Annotated in this window: 19 protein-coding genes and 1 tRNA gene; 6 read left to right on the forward strand and 14 right to left on the reverse strand. The window is 62.2% G+C overall.

The genetic code is table 11. The features are described from left to right. The first annotated feature begins 118 nt into the window (after positions 1 to 118). From HMPREF2914_RS25570 to HMPREF2914_RS32015, 3 genes are all read left to right on the forward strand, one after another. A tRNA-Gly gene (locus HMPREF2914_RS25570) sits at positions 119 to 194 on the forward strand. Positions 195 to 421: 227 nt separating this feature from the next. Continuing rightward, positions 422 to 2,356 (forward strand): tyrosine-type recombinase/integrase, encoded by a 1,935-nt coding sequence (locus HMPREF2914_RS25575; RefSeq protein ID WP_023980170.1) that lies wholly within the window; start codon positions 422 to 424, stop codon positions 2,354 to 2,356. Positions 2,357 to 2,410: 54 nt separating this feature from the next. Continuing rightward, positions 2,411 to 2,767, forward strand: coding sequence for a LysR substrate-binding domain-containing protein (locus HMPREF2914_RS32015; protein ID WP_071537899.1), 357 nt, complete (start codon positions 2,411 to 2,413; stop codon positions 2,765 to 2,767). A gap of 130 nt (positions 2,768 to 2,897) precedes the next feature. Here the strand turns inward: HMPREF2914_RS32015 and HMPREF2914_RS25585 are convergent, their stop codons facing one another. The 5 genes from HMPREF2914_RS25585 to HMPREF2914_RS32020 all read right to left on the reverse strand — a co-directional run bounded on the left by HMPREF2914_RS25585 (position 2,898) and on the right by HMPREF2914_RS32020 (position 10,169). Further along, entirely contained in the window at positions 2,898 to 6,017 is a 3,120-nt protein-coding gene (locus tag HMPREF2914_RS25585) for an efflux RND transporter permease subunit (protein ID WP_003090347.1), read from the reverse strand. Next, positions 6,014 to 7,531: an efflux RND transporter periplasmic adaptor subunit gene (locus tag HMPREF2914_RS25590; protein ID WP_023980168.1), complete on the reverse strand. Its 1,518-nt coding sequence runs from the start codon at positions 7,529 to 7,531 to the stop codon at positions 6,014 to 6,016. Before HMPREF2914_RS25590 ends, HMPREF2914_RS25585 begins: the two co-directional genes overlap by 4 nt. Before the next feature lie 15 nt (positions 7,532 to 7,546). Continuing rightward, on the reverse strand, positions 7,547 to 8,854 hold the full coding sequence (locus HMPREF2914_RS25595; protein WP_010791747.1) for a TolC family protein: 1,308 nt from the start codon (positions 8,852 to 8,854) through the stop codon (positions 7,547 to 7,549). A 75-nt stretch (positions 8,855 to 8,929) separates the two neighbouring features. Then, positions 8,930 to 9,241 carry a hypothetical protein gene (locus tag HMPREF2914_RS25600; RefSeq protein WP_006226245.1) on the reverse strand — a complete coding sequence of 104 codons (312 nt, stop codon included), beginning with the start codon at positions 9,239 to 9,241 and terminating at the stop codon, positions 8,930 to 8,932. Positions 9,242 to 9,527: 286 nt separating this feature from the next. Then, complete coding sequence (locus HMPREF2914_RS32020; protein ID WP_023657317.1) at positions 9,528 to 10,169, reverse strand: LysR substrate-binding domain-containing protein; 642 nt, start codon at positions 10,167 to 10,169, stop codon at positions 9,528 to 9,530. A 107-nt stretch (positions 10,170 to 10,276) separates the two neighbouring features. On the opposite strand from HMPREF2914_RS32020, the gene HMPREF2914_RS32025 reads away from it, so the two are divergent. Continuing rightward, positions 10,277 to 10,582, forward strand: coding sequence for a helix-turn-helix domain-containing protein (locus HMPREF2914_RS32025; protein WP_003097526.1), 306 nt, complete (start codon positions 10,277 to 10,279; stop codon positions 10,580 to 10,582). Positions 10,583 to 10,586: 4 nt separating this feature from the next. On the opposite strand, the gene HMPREF2914_RS25610 is transcribed toward HMPREF2914_RS32025, so the two are convergent. The 9 genes from HMPREF2914_RS25610 to HMPREF2914_RS25650 form a co-directional block, all read right to left on the reverse strand. Next, positions 10,587 to 11,477, reverse strand: coding sequence for a LysR family transcriptional regulator (locus HMPREF2914_RS25610; protein ID WP_031691867.1), 891 nt, complete (start codon positions 11,475 to 11,477; stop codon positions 10,587 to 10,589). A gap of 233 nt (positions 11,478 to 11,710) precedes the next feature. Continuing rightward, positions 11,711 to 11,995: a CopK family periplasmic copper-binding protein gene (locus tag HMPREF2914_RS25615; RefSeq protein ID WP_003090336.1), complete on the reverse strand. Its 285-nt coding sequence runs from the start codon at positions 11,993 to 11,995 to the stop codon at positions 11,711 to 11,713. Positions 11,996 to 12,123: 128 nt separating this feature from the next. Then, positions 12,124 to 13,050 carry a copper homeostasis membrane protein CopD gene (gene copD / locus HMPREF2914_RS25620; protein ID WP_003097522.1) on the reverse strand — a complete coding sequence of 309 codons (927 nt, stop codon included), beginning with the start codon at positions 13,048 to 13,050 and terminating at the stop codon, positions 12,124 to 12,126. Positions 13,051 to 13,054: 4 nt separating this feature from the next. Continuing rightward, entirely contained in the window at positions 13,055 to 13,441 is a 387-nt protein-coding gene (gene copC, locus HMPREF2914_RS25625; RefSeq protein ID WP_023098516.1) for a copper homeostasis periplasmic binding protein CopC, read from the reverse strand. Between the two features lie 141 nt (positions 13,442 to 13,582). Next, entirely contained in the window at positions 13,583 to 15,889 is a 2,307-nt protein-coding gene (locus tag HMPREF2914_RS25630) for a heavy metal translocating P-type ATPase (protein WP_229039873.1), read from the reverse strand. Positions 15,890 to 16,176: 287 nt separating this feature from the next. Beyond that, a complete protein-coding gene (locus tag HMPREF2914_RS25635) occupies positions 16,177 to 16,449 on the reverse strand; it encodes a DUF2933 domain-containing protein (protein WP_003097518.1) in 273 nt (90 codons plus the stop codon). A 33-nt stretch (positions 16,450 to 16,482) separates the two neighbouring features. Beyond that, positions 16,483 to 16,968, reverse strand: coding sequence for a DUF411 domain-containing protein (locus HMPREF2914_RS25640; protein ID WP_003090303.1), 486 nt, complete (start codon positions 16,966 to 16,968; stop codon positions 16,483 to 16,485). A gap of 37 nt (positions 16,969 to 17,005) precedes the next feature. Continuing rightward, positions 17,006 to 17,986, reverse strand: a complete 981-nt coding sequence (locus tag HMPREF2914_RS25645) for a copper resistance protein B (protein ID WP_005408883.1) — start codon at positions 17,984 to 17,986, stop codon at positions 17,006 to 17,008. Between the two features lie 25 nt (positions 17,987 to 18,011). Next, complete coding sequence (locus HMPREF2914_RS25650; protein ID WP_023980165.1) at positions 18,012 to 19,913, reverse strand: copper resistance system multicopper oxidase; 1,902 nt, start codon at positions 19,911 to 19,913, stop codon at positions 18,012 to 18,014. A gap of 254 nt (positions 19,914 to 20,167) precedes the next feature. Between HMPREF2914_RS25650 and HMPREF2914_RS25655 the strand changes: the two genes are divergently transcribed. Continuing rightward, positions 20,168 to 20,860, forward strand: coding sequence for a heavy metal response regulator transcription factor (locus HMPREF2914_RS25655; protein WP_003097513.1), 693 nt, complete (start codon positions 20,168 to 20,170; stop codon positions 20,858 to 20,860). Further along, positions 20,832 to 22,268: a heavy metal sensor histidine kinase gene (locus HMPREF2914_RS25660; RefSeq protein WP_031276851.1), complete on the forward strand. Its 1,437-nt coding sequence runs from the start codon at positions 20,832 to 20,834 to the stop codon at positions 22,266 to 22,268. Before HMPREF2914_RS25655 ends, HMPREF2914_RS25660 begins: the two co-directional genes overlap by 29 nt. The last annotated feature ends 617 nt before the right edge of the window (positions 22,269 to 22,885 follow it).

The raw sequence follows: 22,885 nt of genomic DNA on the forward strand, positions 1-22,885 counted from the left end.
GGGGTCGCGAGTTCGAGTCTCGTTTCCCGCTCCAAATTCTACAACCTGGCTTCGGCGGGGTTGGTGAAAGTTAGGCGTCAAAGGTTCGGTTTCGGCCGAACGGGCAACAAGTTGTAACGCGGGAATAGCTCAGTTGGTAGAGCACGACCTTGCCAAGGTCGGGGTCGCGAGTTCGAGTCTCGTTTCCCGCTCCAGTTTATGATCTACAGACTTCCACTGACGTCTGTAAGTCATTGAAAAGAGGAGCTTCGGCTCCTTTTTTCTTTCCAGCGAAAGCCATGGGAATCCACTGACAGCCACCATTTTTGAGGCCAAAAACAAGGCCAAAGAATGCGGGTCGTGCCGGTTCCGGGTTGTTGCTGGGGTTGGATCGGGATGACAAGCAGCATCGGGCCTAAGTCCAAGACTTAGGAGCTTGATGATGACACTCTCTGATCTGACCGTGCGGCAAGCCAAGGCCGCCGAGAAAACCTACAGCATCCCCGACACCGATGGCCTCGGCCTGGTGGTCGCCCGCACCGGCGGCAAGTCGTGGCATTTGCGCTATTACTGGCTCGGCAAGCAAAAGCGCATCTCCCTGGGGAACTACCCCGAGATCGGTTTGCGCGAAGCGCGCACCTTGCGCGACGAAGCCCGGGCGCTTCTGGCAAAGGGCGTCAACCCCCATACCGATCGGAAACAGAAGCGACACGCGGTCAAGCTTGCGGCCGACTACACCTTCAAGGCCGTCTTCGATGCGTGGGTCGAGCATCGCCGCAAGGAAATCAAGGAGGGCAGGAACAGCACGCTGTCGCAGATCCTGCGGATCTTCAACAAGGACGTGCTGCCTAGCCTCAAGCAGATGTCGATCTACGACATTCGCCGGCCCCAACTCCTGGGCGTCCTGGCGAGGATCGAGGAGCGCAAGGCGTTCACCACTGCCGAGAAGGTCCGCACCTGGCTGGGGCAGTTGTTCCGCTATGCCCTCGTCATCGTGGAGGGGCTGGAAGCCAATCCGGCCTCCGACCTGGACGTGGTGGCCGAGCCCAAGCCCCCGGTGAACCACAACCCCTACCTGCATCTTCCGGAGCTCCCCGAGTTCCTGCACAAGCTCAGGCTCTACAACCCTCGTGGTTGGCAGACCCAACTCGGCATCCGGCTGCTGTTCCTGACCGGCGTGCGTACCGGCGAGCTGCGGCTGGCGACCCCGGACCAGTTCGATCTCGACCGTGGCCTGTGGATCATCCCGCCGCAGATCGTCAAGCAACTCCAGGACGAGATGCGCAAGGCCGGCAAGCGCCCGCAGGACGTTCCGCCCTACATCGTGCCGTTGTCCGTGCAGGCCATCGAGATCGTGCGCTACCTGTTGGGTGTGATGAGGCCGGCCCAGGTCCATCTGCTCACGCACCGCAGCGAACTCAAGAAGCGCATCAGCGAGAACACCCTCAACGCGGCCTTGAAACGAATGGGCTACGAGGATCAACTGACCGGTCACGGCATCCGCGGAACCATCTCGACGGCGCTCAACGAGATCGGCTATCCCAAGATTTGGGTGGACGCGCAGCTTTCGCACTCGGACCCGAACAAGGTGAGTTCGGCCTACAACCACGCCAAGTATGTTGAGCCGCGCCGCCGGATGATGCAGGACTGGGCGGATCGTCTCGATCTGCTCGAACAGGGCCAAGTGGAAGCGGCCAGCGCGCACCTCACGATCCATATCGAGGGCGTGCCGGCCATGGCAGAGGAGGACAAGCCCAACACCATCGTCGCTGCTGCTTCTGCGGCATCCGTTCCGCCTGTGGTGGCCGAACCCATCGTCGTGACGCCAAACGACGGGGGAATCACATTCCAGCGACTGTCGCAGGTACCACCGCCCCCGACGCATGCGCCAGAGCCGGAGGTGTCAGTCATCCAGCGCGAGCGCGAGGAAATGCTGGCCATCTACGAATCGCCGAGCAGTCTGCCGGTCCCGCTGTTCGGCAAGTTGGCCGGGAAGTCCAAGGACCAGATCAACCGCGAGCTGAAGGCGGGCAAGCTGCTGTCTATCAGCTTGGGCAACCGCGGGCAACGCGTGCCCGACTGGCAGCTGGTACCCCTCAAGCACAAGCTGGCACAGGTGCTCATGAACCAGTGCCCGCATGCGGATCCGTGGGACCTGTACCGGATGCTGACCCGCCCACATCCGGACCTGGGTGATCGCGCAGCCATCGACATCGTGACACCAGGAAATTTGGGCATGGTCGTGCGGGTCATCGCGGGCACCCAGCAGCAGCCAAACAGGCCCGGACCTGACTCGTCTGTGCAAGGTATTCCAGAGGAGACTCGCCAGCGCATTCAACGGTTGCTAAATGATGCGGCAATGCTCGAAAGTGCCTGACGCTGGCCGACGGCCAAAGATGGATGCTTTGGCCGTCGGAATTGAGAAGAGTTAATGCATCGGGACTGCATCACTGGTCCTCGGGGACGGCAGAGACCCACTTGGTTGCTCCGCGTATCGGACCAGCGCGTACGTCGGCAGGAAATCTATCCGCGCCATGAGTTCAGTGATGGTGAAGCAATGCTGGCGGCGGGTCTGGCCGGCTGCGGCATCATGCAGATGCCGACATGGCTGGTGGCCGAAGATATACGGCAGGGGCGCTTGATCCCCGTGCTGCCGGACTGGGCAGGTGGTGAGATGCCTATCCATGCAGTGTGGCCGCAATCGCGTTACCTGCAGCCCAAGGTTCGGGCTGTCATAGAAATGCTGACGATTCTGTCTGAACGGCCGGGGTCAGGTTTTGTTCCCTGATATGGCTCGTCACTGCCAAGTTCTTGCGCCGGCTAAAGCGCATGTGTCGAATGGTTATTCACTTGGGGTGCCGATAGGCCGCACCGGAAACGGCAGGGCCTCGGTTATGACACCCTGCCGCGTTGCAACGTTAGCGCGGCTTACGCATCAGCAGATAGGCAGCCGGAATCACGAACAGCGACAGCAACGGTGCGGTCACCATCCCGCCGAGCATCGGAGCTGCTATGCGGCTCATGACTTCAGAGCCCGTGCCGCTGCTCCAAACAATGGGTACCAGGCCCGCCAGGATGACCGCAACGGTCATCGCTTTTGGGCGCACGCGCAGCACCGCCCCTTCCCGGATCGCATCTAGCAGTTCTTCTCGCGTTGGGTTGCGCCCATCGGGGCAACGTTCCGCCAAGGCCTGCTTCAAATAGATGAGCATCACCACGCCGAACTCCGCCGCCACACCTGCCAGCGCAATGAATCCCACGCCGGTGGCGATGGACAGGTTGTAATTCAGCAGGTACAGGAACCAGATGCCCCCCGTGAGCGCGAAGGGCAAGGTCGCCATGATCAAGCCCGCTTCGTCCACACGCGCGAAGGTCAGGTACAACAGAACGAAGATGATCAACAGGGTGGCAGGCACCACAACCTTCAGGCGTGCATTGGCCCGCTCCATGTATTCGAACTGCCCGGAGTAGGTGATGCTCACACCCGGCTCCAGCTTGACCTGCTGCCCGATGGCATCGCGCAGTTCGTTGGCCACCGAGGCTAGATCACGGCCGCGCACATCGACATAGACCCAACCGGAGGGCCGTGCGTTCTCGCTCTTGAGCATGGGCGGTCCATCGGTGATCGCGATGCGTGCCACGGTCCCCAACGTGATCTGCTGACCCATCGGCGTGAAGATGGGTAGTTCTGCCAGCCGTTGTGGTGAATCACGCCATTCTCGCGCGTAGCGCAGATTGATCGGAAAGCGGGCAAGCCCCTCGACCGTTTCCGAGACGTTTTCGCCACCCACCGCGCCGGCGATGACCGCCTGGACATCGGCGATGTTCAGGCCGTAGCGACCGGCGGCTACGCGGTCGATCTGAACATCCACGTAGCGCCCGCCCGTCAAGCGCTCCGCGAGTGACGACGTCACGCCGGGAATGCCCTTGGCGACCTGCTCGACCTCTGCAGCGATGCGATCGATCACGCCCAGGTCGTTGCCGGTCACCTTCACCCCGATCGGGCTCTTGATGCCGGTAGCCAGCATATCGATGCGATTGCGGATAGGGGGAATCCAGATATTGGACAGGCCCGGGATCTTCACGGCACGATCCAGCTCTTCCACGAGCTTCTCGGGCGTCATGCCTGGTCGCCATTGTTCCCTGGGCTTGAGCTTAACCGTGGTCTCGAACATCTCCAGGGGCGCCGGATCGGTCGCAGTTTCGGCCCGTCCTGCCTTGCCGAACACCTTGTCCACTTCAGGTACGGTCTTGATCATGCGGTTGCTCAGCTGCAGCAACTCCGTGGCGCGCTGCGCCGAGAGTCCCGGCAGGGCCGAGGGCATGTAGAGCAGGTCCCCTTCGTCCAACCTCGGCAGAAACTCACCGCCGAGCCGCGCCAAGGGCCAGGCCGTGGTCGCCAAGGCCAGCACGGCGATCAGCAGCGTCGCCTTGGGCCGGCGCAGTACCCACTCCAGTGCTGGCCGGTAGGCTGCAATCAGGATGCGGGTGATGGGGTTCTTCTGCTCATCCGGGATACGCCCGCGAATCCAGTAGCCCATGAGTACGGGAATCAGCGTCACTGACAGCCCTGCGGCCGCGGCCATCGCGTAGGTCTTGGTGAACGCCAGCGGGCCGAACAGCCGGCCTTCCTGCGCTTCTAGGGTGAAGACCGGGATGAACGAGAGCGTGATGATGAGCAGCGAGAAGAAGAGCGCAGGACCGACTTCCTCCGCGGCCTGTGTGATCACGTCCCACCGTTCCTTGCCCTGCAGCCGTTGATCTGGGTGCGCGTGCTGCCAAGCCTCCAGCTTCTTGTGGGCGTTCTCGATCATCACCACCGCTGCATCCACCATCGCCCCCACGGCGATGGCAATCCCCCCCAGCGACATGATGTTGGCGTTGATGCCCTGGTAGCGCATGACCAAGAACGCCGTCATCACGCCCAGAGGTAGCGAGATGATGGCCACCAGCGCAGAACGAAGATGCCAAAGGAACAGTGCGCAGACCAGCGCCACCACCAGAAACTCTTCGCCTAGCTTGGTCGTGAGATTGCGAATGGCCCGCTCGATCAGCGCGCTGCGGTCGTAGGTGGTGACGATCTCGACGCCCGGCGGCAGGCTGCCCTGCAGCTCCGCGAGCTTGGCCTTGACGGCAGCGATCGTCTCCTGGGCATTCTTGCCGGAGCGCAGCACCACCACGCCGCCGGCGACCTCGCCTTCTCCGTCGAGTTCGGCAATGCCACGCCGCATCTCCGGGCCTATCTGGAGCGTCGCAACATCCCCCAGCCGCACCGGCACACCGCCGCGTGCCGTCAAGGGGATCTCCCGGAACTCGTCCAGGGTCTTGAGGTAGCCGCTCGCGCGGACCATGTACTCCGCGCCTGACAATTCCAGGACGGAGCCGCCGGTCTCCTGGTTGGCCGCCATCAGGGCATCGCGGACTTGAGCCTGACTGAGGCCATAGGACGCCAACTTGATCGGGTCGAGCACGACCTGGTACTGCTTGACCATGCCCCCCACCGATGCCACCTCGGCCACGTTGGGCAGGCTCTTGAGTTCGAACTTCAGGAACCAGTCCTGCAACGCACGCAGTTGCGCCAGATCGTTCTTGCCCGTGCGATCCACGAGCGCGTACTGGAAGATCCAGCCGACGCCTGTGGCGTCCGGACCCAGGGCCGGCTTCGCCGTGGCGGGCAATCGGCCCTGGACCTGGTTCAGGTATTCCAGTACCCGTGAGCGGGCCCAGTACAGGTCGGTTCCGTCCTCGAACAAGACATAGACGAACGAGTCGCCAAAGAACGAGAAGCCGCGCACGGTCTTGGCCCCTGGCACCGACAGCATGGTGGTGGCCAACGGGTAGGTGACCTGGTTCTCGACGATCTGCGGCGCCTGTCCTGGGTAGTTGGTGCGAATGATGACCTGCACGTCTGACAAGTCCGGCAGCGCATCCACGGGCGTGCTGCGAACGCCCCACACGCCCCATGCCGTGAGCATGGCGGTGGCCAGCAGCACCAGGAAGCGATTGGCCACCGACCATCGAATCAGCTTGGCGATCATGGCTGCACCTTTTCGATGGCGGTGATCACGTAGCCCTCACCTTGCTTGGAGAAGGTGAATCGCACCTGCTGCCGAACCGAAAGACCCGCGGCGAGCTGCGGGCTGCTCAGCTTGAAGCCCATGGTCATGGCCGGCCATTGGAGGGCTGGCACGGCCTCGTGCGCCAGCGTCAGCTCGGTGGGCGACATCTCCTCGATCACGCCGCGCACCACGAAAGCGTTGGTGGCCGCGGCCGGTGGCGACGAGGTGCGGTGCCCGTTGTGCGGCGATGCAGGCGCGGACGCCGCGGCACCTGCAGGCAGCACGCCCCGCAGGCTGGCTTCCGAATCGATCAGGAACTGCGCCGAGGCCACCACCTGCTGTCCCGCCGCGAGCCCGCCGTTGACCACCAGTTGATCGCCTACCTCCGCGCCCACCTGGACCTCCACGGGATGGAACTTGCCGGGTCCATCGACCACATAGGCCAGTGCGCGCTTGCCGGTGCGGATGACCGCTTCGCTGGGAACAAGCAGCGCGGGCTGTTCGTTGCCTTTGAGCGCGATCTGGCCGGACATGCCGGCCTTCAGGCGCTGGCCGGGATTGGCCATTTCAAGCCGCACTCGCACCGTACGGGTGTCGCGGTTGGCTTCGGGCAGGATGCTCACGATGCGCGCCTGGAGCACTTCACCGGGAAACGCCGCCAGCCGGACCTGCGCCGTTTGGCCGACCTGCAATGGTCCGCTTTGTGCTTCGGGGACGGCCGCTTCGATCCACACCGAGGCCAAGCCATTCACCCTGGCCAGGCTTTCCCCGGCGGAAACCGTCATGCCCTGGCGCACCATCAGTTCGGCCACCAAGCCGCCTTGAGGTGTTGTGACCGTGTACAGCCCCTTGGGCTCGCCTGTGCGCTCCACCTGGGCGATCAGGGCTTGCGGCATGCCGAGCAGCAGCAGCCGTTGGCGGGCAGCTGCGGTCAACGGTGCGTCGCCCATCGCGCGAACCGAGAGAAACTCGCGCTGTGCGGCGATCCACTCCGGCAGCAATAGGTCAGCCAGCGGTGCCCCTGCTGCGATCACGTCGCCCGCAGCCCGTGCGTAGACACGCTCGACGAAGCCAGCGGTCCGCGCCTGCACGATGCTGACGTCGCGGTCGTTGAGCAGCACGGTGCCCACGACGTTCACATCTGCGCCGATCTTGCCTTGCAGGACTTCGGCTGTACGCAGCCCTAGGGCTTGCACCGCTTGCGCCGACACGCTGAGGCCCGTGCTGTCTTGCGTGTCTTCATCCGCGTACTTCGGCATCAACGGCATGTCCATGTAGGGCGACTTGCCGGGCTTGTCGAACTTCTGGGTCGGCACCATCGGGTCGTACCAATACAGCACCTTGCGCTCGGTCGGAGCGCTTGCAACGGTGACGTTGGCAGCGGGGGAGCCGCTGAGGTGGCCGGCGCGCCATTGGGCGACGCCCCATCCAACGGCAATACCGGCAGCAACCAGCGTCAAGCCGGCAAGGATGTTTCTCGAAGAGGTATTCATGGCGAGGGTCTCCACTCAGTCCGCGATCAGGCTGTTCAGTCGGGCGACGAGGCTGTCGCGCTGCGCTCCAAGGTCGATCAGACGCATGCGCGTCTCCAGCACCTGGGCGCGTGCACTGAGCACAGCGCTCAGGTCCCCCTTGGCGGATCGGTAGTTGCTCAATGCAAGTGCCGCTCGGTTCCGTACCAGTTGCAAGCCGGCGGTCTGCAGGCGGTCGATCTGGCTGTTCAACGCTTGGAGTTCGGCGGCGCTGTCGTCCAGCTCCTGCAAATGCCGCCGCGCCACGTCTTCGCGTTCGGCGTCCAGACGTTCCAACTCGTGCCGTTTTGCCTCGATCATGGGCACTTGGCGTCGATCCTTCTGCCAAGGCAGATCGAATGTCACCTGAAATGACACCATGTCGCCCCATCGGCGATCACGCCGGCTATAGGCTATCTCCCAGGCCCAATCGCCGCGGGTCTCTGATTGGGCTTCGCGGGACTCGGCCCGGGCCATGCTTTGCATCGCCGGATAGAGTTCAAGCTCCGCGTGATTCGCCAGTTCTGTGCGCAGTTGCGCGACGGGGCGAGTGAGCGGGCCTGGATCGCCTTGCAGTGCTTCGTCGGCCCTGGAGCCCACCCAGCGCCGCAACGCGGCCCTGGCCTTGGCCCGGTCCCGCTGTAGATCGTCACGGCGGTCCGTGAGTGTCAGCGCCTCCTGTTGCGCGACCAACAGATCGCCAGCCTGGGCGGTGCCGCCGGCGACGCGAGCGGGGAGACTGTCTTGCAGGCGCTGGTTCTCCGCGAGCAGTTCCGTCAGCAGTATCTCCCGTTGCTCCACCGCCTGCGCGGCGATCCACGCCAGGCTGAGCTCCTGGCGGATCTGCAATCGCTGCAAAACCAGCGCCGCGCGTTCTCGATCCACACGCGCCTGCGCGCTGGCGACCTGGGCGTCGCGCTTGGCCCTGTTGGGCACTTCCTGCATGAGCGCCAAGCGCTGCATCGTCATGGATTCGCGCGTCATGCTCCAGCGATCCATGCCGCTGATGGGGTAGTTTTCGATGCCGAGCGAGAGCTTGGGGTCGGGCAGCGAGCCTGCTGCCTTCTGCACGGATTCGGCGACGTTAACCTGCAACTGCTGCGCGCTTATGCGTGGGCTCTGCTGCTCCGCGATAAGGCGTGCCTCAGCAAAATCGAGGGCGTAGGCTACAGGCGAGACAAGCGCACTGCCCGCCAACGCGATGCTGATAGCTTTCAGACGATGCACTCGCATCGAGGCCGGCGTTGTGCCTCGGCCGTACGCCGACGGGCGCCCCTCGGGGGCGCCAAAAAAGGGAGTAAACATGGTTGTCCTCGGAATTGGTATTCACGAAATCACGTGGTCTGCCGCATCGGTGCGCGGCGAGCACGGACACATAAATCAATTCCGCAGGACTTGGAACGTGAGGTAGATCGGCGGAAAGCCCGCGCGGGGATTGGGAGGAATGTAGGTAACGTGCCGCCTGAGGGCTACCCGGTCGAGAACCAACCCGGGCAGCGAGTTGGCGAGCCACATCACGTGCGCCGCGAGAAACTGAATGTCCAGCCCCTGCCATGAAAGCGCCGACTCCCGATCGCCACTGCAATGAGCGTGGCACAACTGTGGCGCTTCGCTGTCCATGGAATCAGGCATGCCGGTGCAATCCGACATTGGCAACTTGTCAGCCTGCTGCATCGAGATCGTGGCACGCATTTGCGTGGTTTCCACAGATGCCCTCGGGTCTGGCTTGGGACAGACGTACATCGCCATCGCAACCTGCGAGAAAAGCAAGGTTACGACTAGGCCGCTGGTAATCCAGCGGCTCCATCTTGCGAGAAGGCGCCTTAAGCCGATCATGCGGACATACTATTGGAAGTTGTAGGGAGTTGAATTGATCAAGGTCAGTTTCCAGGATGAATTGATGCGTCTGGACGGCGCCTTGGCCCGAACCGGCACCCGCTGCAAATCCACCGGCAAGGGCGGGCACCGCACGTGGTTGTCATGCTTTACGCGCCTCGGCAACTCGCAAGGCTCTAAGCTCAAATCGATCAGCTACAAGATTCGTCTGTCCCGAGAGTCGCTGCAGGTGCGTAATGACCTCGTAGGGGCCATCGGCTATTGGGCGCGTGCAGATTCCGCACTGGCTAGCGGTTTCGATGCGTGATCGCGAGGAAATCCCTACGCCATATCCAGCTGCGACCCAGAGCAATAACATCTCAAAAGAACTGACATGCTGGACATTCGGCCTTTCCGTTGATGACATGGAGGACAGGTACTGGTCCAGCGAAGGAGAATATTCGGCCTTCCATCGAAACACGGAGTGCTCCTTAAGTTCGTCTATTCTGATTGACTGCTGCCGGAGCAGTGGGTATCGCAGCGGCGTGGCAAGAGCTGTCGCCTCGAACCAAATAGAAAGACTCTTCAGCGAAGAATCGCTCACCTGCTTCAGAGAAAGGCCGACGTCGAAGCGCCGTTTGTAGAGGCCCGTAATGAGATCGCTCGCCGTAACCTCATTAAATTCCATAGAAACTTCGGGCTCCTCCGCGCGCTGCAGGGCAAGCAATGCAGCTAGGTACGAAGAGGCCACACCAGGCGCTATGGCGAGCCTGAGCTGTGGGCGTGGGCTGGTGGCGTCGTGCATGAGAGGCCCCAAGAAGCGATAAGACAAGGATGGAAAGTCTTCATGATAGCTAGTTTGAGTTAAACTTAACGTGGTTAAATTGTTTGGACTGTTCGACGCTTCCAAGGATGGAGAAGCGAACTGTCCGACGAGGCCGTCCCCCAGGAACTACCACTTTCGACGCCGAGCCAGCGTTGGCATTCGGAGCGGCCGTTCGTGTCGCCCGCCTGACGCAAGGTGTTGCTCAGGAAGAACTGGCTGCGAAAGCAGGGATCGAGCGATCGCACATGGGCAAAATAGAGCGTGGGGAGCACATGCCCACTCTCGCTCTGATCTTAAGAATCGCCGCCGGACTCAAGCTCAGTGCTGCGGAACTCGTCAGCGCAGCCGAACGCAATCTTCGTGCCGCGGCGCACGATTCAGATAGGCATTGACGCTTTAGTCATCCGGAGGTCCTCGCAGACGTTCGATGAAGCGATCCAGCGAAACCGATGAGTTGCTGCTTTCTGGCCGAAGCAGATAGGTTGTGATTACCGCCGTGTCCTGCGCCAGAGGGCGAATCACCACGTCCGGCCTCTGGCTGATGGGAATCTTGGTCGCCGTCATGAAACCAATCCCATAGCCTGCGCCGACGAGCGTTAGCATCATGTCCAGCGACGACACTTCTTCGACAACGTTGAGTCTGTGTTCCAGAACCTGTAGCAGCCGATTTAGTTCTCGGCAGTAGCCTTCGCAGGCCAGTTTGTCGCACAGAACCAGTGGGTGACCCTGAAGTTCGTTCAGCGGAACTTGCTTGTGCGCAAGAAGCGAGTGCCGCGCTGGCACGGCGATCACAATCGGGTCTCGCCAGATCGGTTCAGCCACGATGCCTTCGCCAACATCCGCCGCGTGTGCAAATCCGATCGTGAAGTCGCCAGACCGTAGGCCCCGTATCTGCTCGGTCAGCGGTACCTCGGAGAGACGTATCTCGACCTCGGGCTCTTCCGCGCGGCAACGAGCTAGGAACGCCGATAGTCGTGGGTCCATCGCACCATCGGAAATTGCAATGCGCAGGTTGCCCCTCAGGCCCGCGGCAATGGCTCTGGCATTCTCACGCGCTTGCTCCAGGACAGTGAAGAGTCGGCGGGTGTCCTGCAAGAATGCCGCCCCCGCCACGGTCAGCCGTGTGCCCCTGCGGTCGCGGTCAAACAGCGTGACCCCAAGCTCATCTTCCAATTCCTTGATCGCGCGAGACAAGGGGGGTTGCTCTATATGCAGCCTCTCGGCCGCCCGCGTGAAATGCAACTCCTCTGCCAAGACGACAAAGCATCGTAGATGACGCAACTCCATAAATCGGGCTCCTCGCAAGTGCTCATTCGCGCCAGATGTCCCGTGGACGAATCACGGTGGACGGGGAGGCTGGATCCATTTCAGGGAAGTTGATGCGCTTGACATCGCAAAAACTGGCACCTTGAGCGCTCGTGGTTGCTCGTGACGCGTCCCAAGCGCGCGCGCGCCCAATCGGGGCGCGCGTCTCTGTCACACTGTGCAGAAGCTTTGAAAAGCACCGTACACCCGCGGCGTCATCCGCCGTGCTCTTTTTGTAGCAGCGACCCGAGGCGAGCGACTTCATTGCTGGTGATCGCGATGTTGCGCCCATCCTTCGTCGACACCGAAGCTCCGACATTGAGATAGACGGCGCGCCCGAAGCGGCTTTCCTGTGCCATCTTTCCGTCCTTGAAGATGTACAGCGTTCCCCCGTCAGCCAAGGGAACCATTTCCTTGGCTGCTTGGGCTGCTGCATGACCGGCGAAGGCTGGCACGGAGAGAGCGCTCAACAGGGCGGCAATGACAATTTGCGATTTCATGATCGACTCCTTTGTAAAAACGACGACAACTTGCGCCGCGTCGTTAAATGTAGAAGCAGGCGGTCTACAGAGCGCTTACCCGTGCATTACATTCAATTCATGTGCTGTCATCTGCCGCCCATGAAGGACTAGGTTCCAGTGGGAGACAAGATGCCAAGCCATGCAACGCTCGCCAGAACCAAAACGGCCAAGGTCGCCTCCGTGAACAGACTCTGTCTAAGCTTGATGACTGCCTGTGCGCGATTGCCTGCCTTCAAAGCAGCCTCCAGGCTCGGGCTCAACCGATACCGATTGGCAGCAGCCAACGCCAGCATGCCTGCGAAAAGCAAGAGCTTTACCATCAGCAGCCGGCCATACAGCGTCGAGATGAGCGGATCAAACGATGGTCCGGCGATCAACAGGTAATTGAGAATTCCACTCACGACGAGTGCAGCCACGATCGCTGTACCTATGCGAGCAAAGCCATTCGACGTCCGACTGAGGACCGCTACCGGGTCTTGCGCGACATCCTGCTTGTGGGATGCCAGCATCAAGAACGCCACCAATGCGCCCACCCAAGCGCCCGCTGCCCAGAGGTGCGTGATATCCGACGCAAGATGGATGTAGCCGCGAACGCCGTCGTCCATCGCGCCGTGGCCTGCCCACGCAAGGGTCGCCAGCGCCACGCCGGTGGAGAGCGCCATCACTGCAAATCGCAAGGTAGCGTTCAATTTCAACATTGCGACGAGCACACACACCAACAGCGCGAGGATGCGAATGCACCAGGCGATGCCCATGTGCGTGCCCGTAATGAGCATGTCGAAGACGTGCGTTGACAGCTCCGCGTAGCTCTGGGCACCGGACATGGCCTTGGCCATGACCGTCATGCCCCACATCGACAGGGCAATGCCGATGGCAGCGGATGCGCCAATGAGGACGCGATAGCGGCGCGAGATCGTCGAGGATCGCTCGTCGTTGCCCAAAGCATAGAGACCGAACATGGCGACGCCAAACGCCGCCGCCAGGTCCAGATACAGCGCCAGGCGCAGGACGATGGTCAACCAATCCCCGGCCATGGGCTTACTTCACCATGAAGGTGACGTTACCCGTGATCGGATGCGTGTCCGAGGAGACGGCACGCCATTCGACGCGATAGTCACCGGGCTGGAGCGCCTGTGCCGGCGTGATGACCATGGTCTTGCCGTCGCCGGCAGCCGCGACGCTGGCGTTGATCTTCATCGGGCCATGGCTCGCCATTCCCGGCATGCCAGTCATGACAAGGCTCGCGGCGGAGAACTGCGGCACCAGCGTCTCGGAGAACTTCAGTTCGATGGTGGCTGGCGCAGAAACCTGCGACTTGTCGGCCGGCGTTGAAGACACCAGCGAAGGATGCGCGAATGCGGCGGTGGCGAACAGACCAGCAGCGATCGGCGCGACGAGCTTGGCGATGAAATGTGAACGGGTCATAGAAGTTTCTACCTGGATGTGTGAGGTGTGGTTCAAGAACGAAATGCCGAGATAAGGCTTGCACCTTTGCAACGGCGTGGAACGAAAGAAACGGTTTGCTGGGCGATAGCAGGCTCCTGTAGTTTCAGAAAGAAAATCCGGTCACAGTCGGCTCGCTCTCAGGCGCAAGGCGTTGCCAACGACCGACGCCGAACTCAGGCTCATCGCCAATGCTGCGATCAGCGGCGACAGCAGCCAGCCCGTGAGGGGATAGAGAACCCCGGCGGCGATGGGGATGCCCAGCGCGTTGTAGAGGAAGGCGAACATGAGGTTCTGCTTCATGTTGCGCACGGTACTCACCGAGAGCGTGCGAGCGACAGCGATGCCACGCAGGTCACCCTTGACCAGCGTGACCTGGGCGCTGTTCATCGCCACGTCGGTTCCCGTTCCCATGGCGATGCCCACGTCTGCCTTCGCCAAGGCCGGCGCGTCGTTGATGCCGTCTCCGGCCATGGCGACGATGCGTCCTTCTTTCTGCAGTCGCTCGATCAACATGAGCTTGTCCGCCGGCTTGACCTCACCATGCACCTCGTCGATGCCTAGGCGTGCACCGACGGCTTTGGCGGTGGTCTGCCCGTCCCCGGTGGCCATGATGACCCGCAGGCCCGCAGCCTTCAACGCGGCCAGGGCCTCGGGGGTGCTGCCCTTGACCGGATCGGACACGGCGAGCAAGCCCGCGAGCTGCCCGTCCACCGCCAGGTACATGACGCTGGCCCCTTCGCCGCGCAGAGCTTCGGCCTGGGGTACGAGCGGTTCCACCGATACGCCAGACTGTTCCATCAGCACTGTGTTGCCCAACGCCAGTTGCCGGTGCTCAACCTTTCCGCGCACGCCGATGCCGGTTCCCGATTCAAAGCTCTGAGGCTTCACGAGTTGGAGGCCCTGGGCACGCGCGGCCTGCACGATGGCGTCGGCCAGGGGGTGTTCACTGCCCTGGTCCAGGCTGGCCGCAAGACGCAGCACCTCATCGTTCGTAAAGCCGGGGGCTGCGACGACCTGATCGAAAGCAGGTCGGCCTTCGGTCAGGGTTCCTGTCTTGTCGATGACGAGGGTATCGACCTTGCGAAGATTCTCGATCGCCGCGGCATCGCGGAACAGCACGCCCTGCGTGGCGCCACGGCCCGTTGCGACCATGATCGACATCGGCGTGGCCAGACCCAGCGCGCACGGGCAGGCGATGATCAGGACGGCCACCGCATTGATGAGTCCATAGACCCAGGTGGGCTGCGGCCCGAAGAATCCCCAGACAAAGAGCGTCGTGACCGCAATGGCGACGACGGCCATCACGAAGTAGCCGGCAACGACATCGGCCATGCGCTGCATCGGCGCCTTGGAACGCTGCGCCTGGGCGACCATCTGCACGATCTGCGACAGAACGGTGTCCGAGCCGATCCGCTCCGAACGCATGACCAGCGCGCCACTGGTGTTGAGTGTGGCCCCGATGACCTTGTCGCCCACGCGCTTGCTGACGGGCAGCGGTTCGCCGGTCAGCATGGACTCGTCAATCGAGCTGCTGCCCTCGTGCACGATGCCATCCACCGGCACCTTCTCGCCGGGTCGGATGCGCAGCAGGTCGCCGACGTGCACATGGCTGAGCGGCACGTCTTCCTCGCTGCCGTCCGCATTGATGCGCCGTGCGGTCTTGGGCGCCAGCCCCAGCAGCGACTTGATGGCCGCCGAAGTCTGGGAGCGGGCTTTGAGTTCCAGCACCTGGCCGAGCAGTGTCAGCGAGATGATGACGGCGGCGGCCTCGAAATACACGCCGACCCGTCCCATGGACATGAAGGAAGCTGGAAACACTTCCGGCGCAACGGTTGCCACAACGCTGTAGATGAATGCCGCACCCGTTCCCAGGCCGATCAGTGTCCACATGTTCGGGCTGCGGTTGACCACGGACAGCCAGCCGCGGGAGAAGAAGGGCCAGCCGGCCCACAGCACGATCGGCAACGACAGCACCAACTCGACCCAGCTCTGTGTAGCCATGTCCATCAGGTGCAGCCGCTCGCCCAGCATCGCCAGCGCCAGGACCACGAGCGTCAGCGGCAAGGTCCACCAGAAGCGACGCGAGAAGTCACGCAACTCCGGGTTGTCGTCATCGAGGTCGGGCAGCAGAGGCTCAAGCGTCATCCCGCACTTGGGGCAGGTTCCCGGATGATCCTGGCGGATCTCCGGGTGCATCGGGCAGGTGTAGATGGTTCCGGGCGCGGTTGGCGATGCCGCCGGGGCCGGTGAAACTGCGGTGCTGGCATGGTGATGCGGTGCATGGCCGCTGCCTGTGCCTATGCCCGCGTCACCGCTGGCATATCGCGCCGGATCGGCGTCGAATTTGGCCTTGCATCCGGTGCTGCAAAACAAGTACGTGTTCCCCAAGTGCGTGGAACGGTGCTCCGACGCCGCCGTGACCGCCATGCCACACACCGGATCTCGCGTCGCGGCATCGGGCTGCGTGTGGCTTGAGGACCCGCCCGCGTCGTCACTTCCAGCATGGCTGGCGTGATGGTGGTGCGTATGCGGGCCGGACGTTGTGGCACCCGCCGCCATGCCTGCGTGCTCATGTCCTGAAGACTTGCTGGGTGAATTCATAGTGACAAGTGCCCTCCGCCGTTAACCTTTGGTGTCTGGTGATCGCAGCAGGCCGCAGGCGCGCAAGGAGACAAGCGCGGCGTCGCGTGCTCGCACGGTGCGAGTGCCTCGACTCATTGCTTCTGCTCCTTGGAGGCTGCGGCACCTTCCTTACCCTGACGCGCGGCATGATCGTGTCCGCCGTGGCCGTGACCACGGTGCATGAACAGGTGCATCAGCGGACAAGCCGCCAGCAGCAGGAAGGGGAGATAGCCGGCAACATGTGCCGTATGCTCCTTGAGCAGGAAATACGCGGCGACAGCGGCGATGATGAGGAACGCCACGCCGTAGCGCGATCGCCAGAACCGGGGGCGATCGCTGGGGGTCTGTGTGTGCTGATGCTGCATGGCATATCTCCACGGAGAAGGGTTGATGGATGGTCAGCGATGCGACTGATAGACCGTGCTGCTACCGTTTTTCCCAATCAGCAGCACGTCGTAGGCGTCCTTGCGTCCACCATAGGCCGGACCATCCATGCCGGGCGAACCGACCGGCATGCCGGGCGCCGCGAGGCCGATGGCCTGCGGGGCTTCGCGCAGCAAGCGTTGAATGTCCGAGGCAGGCACATGACCCTCGATGGCATAGCCGCCGATCTGCGCCGTGTGGCAAGAACCGTACTTCTGCGGGATGCCCAGCCGCGTGCGCGCTGCGGTGTTCCCGGTGTCGAGAACCTGCACATCGAAGCCTGCGCCTTGCAGGTGTGAGACCCAGTCCTTGCAGCATCCGCAGCTCGGGTCCTTCCAGACCTTGGCAATCGGTCGGCTCTGCGCCAGGCTCGGTCCTGCGAGTGCCATCACCAACAAGCCAGCGATCAATGCCTGGCGTCTCGGCACTTTGCCCTGGCTTCTGTCGTAGTGCATGTTCATGGATCGCCTCTCATCAGATGATCAAACCCGCTAGGTTCTAGAACCAGAATCGCACGCCAGCCACCCAGCGCGTCTGCTGCGCACGGCCGCCTTCGGCACGCACATAGTCCGCGGTGCGTCCGAAGCTGCCCGCCCGTTCCACGCCGATATAGGGGGCGAACTGGCGACTGAATTCATAGCGCAGGCGCAAGCCAGCAGACGCTTCGGCCAGGCCCTTGCCGATACCGCGTTCCGGGTCGTCCTTGCCATAAAACTGCAACTCGGCGCGAGGCTCCAGAATCAGTCGCTGGGTCAGCAGCAGCTCGTAGCTGCCTTCGACACGCAGCGCCGTACGTCCACCACTTCCCACGTAGCCCGTCGCCTCCAGCTCGAACCAGTAGGGGGCGAGGCCCTGGATGCCGAAAGCCAACCATTGACGGCTCGGGCCTTCCCCGTTATCCACCCGAACGCCGAGCTGGGTGTCCCAGTACGGTGCGACGGCGTGCCCCCAGAGAAGCTCGGTACGCGATTCTTCGAGCTTTCCTTTGGCGATATCGCCTTCGGCCTTCACGACGGCCTTGTTGTAGGTCGTCCCATACCACGCCTGGAGGTCGTAGGCCGTGGAGTCGTCTCCTTTGCGCGTGAAGCGGCGTTCCAGAGTTTCGCCGCGCAACGAAAAGAACCTGTGTTCGTCGGCCAGCATCAGCCGCGGCACACCGGGTACGGCGTAGTCGCCCGATCCCAATGTCAGGCCATTGGAGTAGCCATGCGGATCGCGGGCGTCAGGAGGCGCCGACCCGCCCTGCATCTGCATGTTGCCGTGATCCATGGCCGGGGCCGCGGTCGAGCCGCTCGCCGACGTCGCGTGACCCGCGTGCGGGTCGGCGGCAGGAGCCACGGTCTGAGTGGATGGCGCGGCCGTTTGAGCGTCGGCCTGGCCGTGCGCTGCATGGTCGTTCTGTGCTTGTGCCTGGGCGGCGACGCTTACCAGGGCCAGAAGCGTCGTGGCCAGTGCGCGAGTGGGGAGTGCTTTGGACATTCTTGGTCTTCCTTGTGCGCTGGGTTCAAGACACCACGACTTCGCGGAACATGCCGGCATCCATGTGGAACATCAGGTGGCAGTGCCACGCCCAGCGGCCGAGCGCGTCGGCTGTCACCAGGAAGCTGATGCGTTGTGCCGGCTGCACCGGCAGGGTGTGGCGGCGCGCAAGGAAGCGACCGTCGGGGCTTTCCAGCTCGCTCCACATGCCGTGCAGGTGCATGGGATGGGTCATCATGGTGTCGTTGTGCAGAATGACCCGCAGCCGCTCGCCGTGTTTGAAGTGCACCGGCGTGGACTTTCCGAACTCCAGCCCGTCCAGGGACCATGCGTAGCGTTCCATGTTGCCCGTGAGGTGCAGTTCGACCTCCCGGCCGGGGCCTCTCTTGTCCAGCGGCCCCGACGGGGTATGCAGATCCGCGAGGGTCAACACGCGCCGACCGTTGTTGCGCAGTCCGATGCCGGGGTCATCGAGGTTGGTGCGCGCCATGTCAACGCGCATGTCCGTGCTGGCACCATACTCGGTGCGAGCGTGGCGAGCAGTAGTGCTGGGCACGGCCAGTCCCCCCGCCGCCGCGGCGTGTTGGCTGTGATCCATCGCCATGCCACCGTGGTTCATGGCGCCGTGATTCATGCCTGCCATCGCCCCATGATCCATCCCGGACATCGAACCCGAGCCCATCCCGGTCATCCCGGTCATGCCCGTCATGCCCGTCATCCCGGTCATCTCCACGGCCTGGCCGGACCCGCCATGGTCCATGCCCCCCATCATGCCGCCCATCATGTCGTTCATGGTCAGCCATTCGACCGGATCGAGGGCAGGCACGGGAGCTTGAAGACCTTCACGCACGGCCAGCGTGGCACGCGCGTAGCCTGTCCGGTCCATCGCCTGGGCGAAGATCGTGTAAGCGTCATCCCGTGGCTGGACGATCACGTCGACGGTTTCGCCAGGACCGAATCGGAACTCATCGACGGTCACCGGCTCCACGTCAACACCATCGACGTGCACCACCGTGAGTTTCAGTCCTGGAATGCGTACGTCGTAGAAGGTGTTGCCCGCACCGTTGACCATGCGCAGCCGCACGCGCTCACCCGGTCGGAACAGCGCCGTCCAATTGCCGGCGGGGGTGACGCCGTTGGCCAGATAGGTCAGCGTGGCGGCAGACAGATCTGCGAGATCCGTCGGATTCATCCGCATCTCGTTCCACATCTTGCGCTTGTCGATCGCAGCGGCCGTGCCTTCGCGCGAGGCGTCCCGGAAGAAGTCGAAGACGGTAGGTTGGTTGTAGTTGTAATAGTCGCTTTGGGACTTGAGCTTGGTGAACACCCGCATCGGGTCTTCGTCGGTCCAATCCGAGAACAGCAGCACGTGGTCACGGTCGGCGTGGATGGTCTCGGCGCCAGCGGGGTCGATGATGATCGCCCCGTACATGCCCGTGAGTTCCTGGAAGCCGGAGTGCGAGTGGTACCAGTAGGAGCCGCTCTGCTGAACCTTGAAGCGGTACGTGAAGGTCTCGCCGGGAGCGATGCCATTGAAGCTGATGCCCGGCACGCCATCCATCTGATACGGCAGGATGATCCCGTGCCAGTGAATGGATGTGGCTTCACGCAGCTTGTTGGTTACACGGATTGTGACGGTGTCACCCTCGCGCCAACGCAATGTCGGTGCCGGCAGCGAGCCGTTGATGGTCGTAGCCACGCCTGGCTTGCCCGTGAAGTTCACGGGCGATTCGGCGATCACCAAGTCGAACTCGGTGCCCTTCAGCACAGGGGCGGCACCGCGCGTCGCGGAGCCTTGCTGGGCAAATGCCTTGAACGCCGGCGTGGACAGCCCAGCGAGAACGCCGCCGGCGGCTAACCCTTGGACGAAACGCCGACGAGAAAGGCCCTGTGTGGGCACGATAAAAAAGGGTGAACGAGGCGGCATGGCCTGAAATCCTCCATAGATGACTCGGAAGTCGTTCTAAACGCCACCCCATCCTGAGCGGCACAGTTCGACGCAATGCAGGTCATGCTATGGGTTGGGCACTTTCCATCGAATGACCCCTGAATTACATTCATGTAATGTTCGTGTCATGTTCGTGGAAGCTGGCAACCAGTAAATTGCTGATTGAAAGTGGATGAATGCGTACATCGTGAGCGGCTATTTTTCCGCGCCGTAGCGATTTCATGGGACATGCGATGAAACTGCTGGTCGTTGAAGACGAGAACAAGACGGCGGATTACGTCCGCCAAGGTCTCATGGAGGCGGGATTCGTCGTGGATCTGGCGCGCAACGGATTGGACGGACACCACCTGGCCATGGGCGAGACATACGATCTGGTGGTCTTGGATGTCATGCTGCCGGATGTCGATGGCTGGCGCATCGTGCGTGCCCTTCGAGATGCCGGTAAACAGGTCCCTGTGCTCTTTCTGACGGCGCGTGGCGGTGTAGACGACCGTGTCAAGGGATTGGAACTGGGAGCGGACGACTACCTCGTCAAGCCATTCGCGTTCTCTGAGTTGCTGGCGCGGGTGCGGACGCTGCTGCGACGCGGAAGCGCTCCGAGCCAGCCTGATCGCATCCAGGTTGCCGATTTGGTGCTGGACTTGGCGCGCCGGCGCGCAACGCGCGCTGGCCAACGCATCAATCTCACCAGCAAGGAGTTCGCGTTGCTTGAGCTCCTGGCCCGTCGCCAGGGGGAGGTCCTTCCACGGTCTCTGATCGCGTCGCAGGTATGGGACATGAATTTCGACAGCGACAGCAACGTCATCGATGTAGCCATCCGCCGTCTACGCGCGAAGATAGACGATGCGTTCAATCCGAAGCTCATCCACACCGTGCGTGGAATGGGATACACGCTCGATGCGCCCGATGATGCCCCTGCGCCATAAGCCGCGGCAAAGCCGTCCAGCGTCGCTTGCATTGAGGGTCACGGCCCTCGTTGGTATCGCCACGACCTTGGTGTTTCTTGTGTTCAATTGGGTCATTCTCCGGTCGTTGGAGCACCACTTTGCTCAACAGGATGCCCACGAACTGGAGGCAGTGACAACCGCTTTGGCTCAGCCCTTGCACCAGCTTGCAAGTGACATCGCAAGCGACGAACTGAAGCAACACTTGGCCAACGCAGTCGCAGGACATCATGGGATGACGTACGGCGTCTACGATGGGGCTGGCAATAGCATCTATGCCACGCCCGGTCCTGACCTGTCTAAACTTGCCAGTAGCAAAAAGTTGGTCAACCGCATCACCGCTGACGCTTTGATCGTGTGGCAGGAGGATCAGAGGTCATATCGAGGTGTGGTGCTGCAACTGCCTGCTGACGATTCAGCGGCGCCCGGCTACCGCATCGTCGCTGCCATGGACATCGGCTTTCATCTCGACTTCCTGGCGGAGTTCAAGCGCATGCTCTGGTGGGCAACCGGCTTGGTCATGTGCCTGGCGCTCGGTGTGGCTTGGCTGGCGGTGCAGTGGGGCCACCTGCCGATTCGCAAGGTCAATGAAGAGATTCGGGCGATTCGCTCTTCAAAGCTGGATGTGAGGCTGGATCCTCGGGATGTGCCGATCGAACTGGCGGAACTGGTATTCGCCTTCAACGATATGTTGGCGAGAATCGAGGAAGGCTTCACCCGGCTATCACACTTTTCCGCAGACATCGCGCACGAGTTGCGCACGCCCGTCACCAACCTGGTCACGCAGACTCACGTGGCGCTTGGCCAGCCGCGCAGCAACGAGGAATACAGAGAAATCCTCTATTCAAATTTGGAAGAGTTTGATCGGATGGGACGCATGATTGGTGACATGCTGTTTCTTGCCCAAACGGAAAATGATCCCCGCAACTTGCGTCTGTCTACCATTGATCTGTCCGAATTGGTGCGGAGTCTGTTCGACTATTTCGAGGCGCTGGCAGAAGATAGCGGCATTACGCTTGGTGTTAAAGGGGCGATCGGCAGCATAGCGGCGGATCGGGAAATGCTCACCCGGGCGCTGAACAATCTTCTCTCGAATGCAATTCGACACACGCCTCGCGGCAAGAGCATCACGGTCTTGCTTTCGCAGGACGAGCAGTGGACAACGATCAGTGTGGTCAATCCCGGTGAGAGAATTCCTGAGCGCGATCTACCAAAGCTCTTCAACCGCTTCTACCGAGTTGATCCGGCACGGCAACGAAATACGGCGGGCGCCGGTCTTGGCCTTGCCATCGTGAAATCGATTGCGGAGGCACATGGTGGCTCCGTTGCCGTGACCTCCAGTGAGCTTGTCACCAGGTTTGACTTGGTATTGCCCCATCTGCGGCAGTAGTCCGAGGGCGCTGCGGTCCGTCCAGCCAACTGGCGTATCTCTTTGCCTGATTCTGGGATCTACCCGGCCGGCCACGTTGCTACGCGAGCGGGACATTTTTTCTCCGTGACTGCCACGTGCCCAGTCCTAGCGGCAGGCGCCGACATCATGCGCTTGTGTATCCCATCGCTACGTCCACACCGCGCGCGGGGGCCTTTGCTCGGTCGTGATCCGGTCACCGATCGTCGATAGCCTCAGCGGTCAGTGCCGAACGTCTGCCTGCTCGGCGCCTCGATCGCGCGCAGACCTGGCTGTGTGCGCTGAGCCCCTGAGGTGAGTTGGAAGTTGGTCTGCTGGTTCGTTGCGCGGGTATATGTACCCGTAGCTGGGTACAGAGAGTCTTATTGATCAAGATCAAGGTACTGCTATCAGGCGCCGGCTGCATATGAACGCAGCCAACCGCCAAAACTACCTATGCAGGTGTCCACTAAAACTTGACCACTGCACCCCGCCCGAAGGCTTCTCCGACTCGCCCGCTGACGCGGGCCAGGTCAACCCCACAACGACAGGCGAGAACGCCCCGCCATGCCTTGCAGCGCCGGTCTTGAGGCGTGGCGTGGAAGCTCCATAGCGATGCC

It is taken from the genome of Pseudomonas sp. HMSC067G02 (genome assembly GCF_001813485.1).
Taxonomy (GTDB): Bacteria; Pseudomonadota; Gammaproteobacteria; order Pseudomonadales; family Pseudomonadaceae; genus Pseudomonas; species Pseudomonas aeruginosa.